Raw genomic sequence first — 558 nt, 5'->3', positions numbered from 1 at the left:
AAGCGCATCAAGGCAGGATCGATGTCGCACGGTTGGTTTTTATCGACGAGACGTGGATCAAGACCAATATGGCGCCGCTACGCGGCTGGGGGCCTTGTGGACAGCGCCTCCAAGCATCTGCACCTTTCGGCCATTGGAAGACCATGACCTTCATCGCGGCGCTGCGTCACGATCGGATCAGTGCGCCTTGGGTGATTGATGGCCCTATCAATGGTGAACTCTTCACGCTGTACGTCGAGAAGGTGTTGGCACCCACCCTCGCACCGGGCGAGATCGTCGTTCTCGACAATCTTGGCAGCCACAAGGGCAAAGCGGCTCGCCAAGCTATCCGGGCCAGAGGCGCCCACCGTATCTTCCTGCCGCCCTACAGCCCTGACCTCAACCCGATCGAGCAAGTCTTCGCCAAACTCAAACACCTCATGCGAGCCGCAGAGCCTCGTGACGTGGAGGCAACCTGGCGGAAGGTTGGTGAACTCCTCGATCTCTTCTCCGAGGCGGAGTGCACCAACTACTTCAAAAACTCAGGCTATGTTTCCGTGTAAATACATCATGCTCTAG

General features: G+C 57.7%; 1 protein-coding gene. It reads left to right on the top strand.

The annotated features are described in order from the left end of the window. The coding region (locus XI05_RS08910; protein WP_271500696.1) for an IS630 family transposase at positions 1–542 on the top strand (542 nt) is incomplete at its 5' end. Positions 543–558 lie beyond the last annotated feature (16 nt).

Origin of the sequence: Bradyrhizobium sp. CCBAU 11357 (assembly GCF_028128865.1) — a bacterium.
Lineage (GTDB): Bacteria > Pseudomonadota > Alphaproteobacteria > Rhizobiales > Xanthobacteraceae > Bradyrhizobium.
Note: the sequence above shows the minus strand (reverse complement) of the source record. Positions and strands in the feature narration are given on the sequence as shown.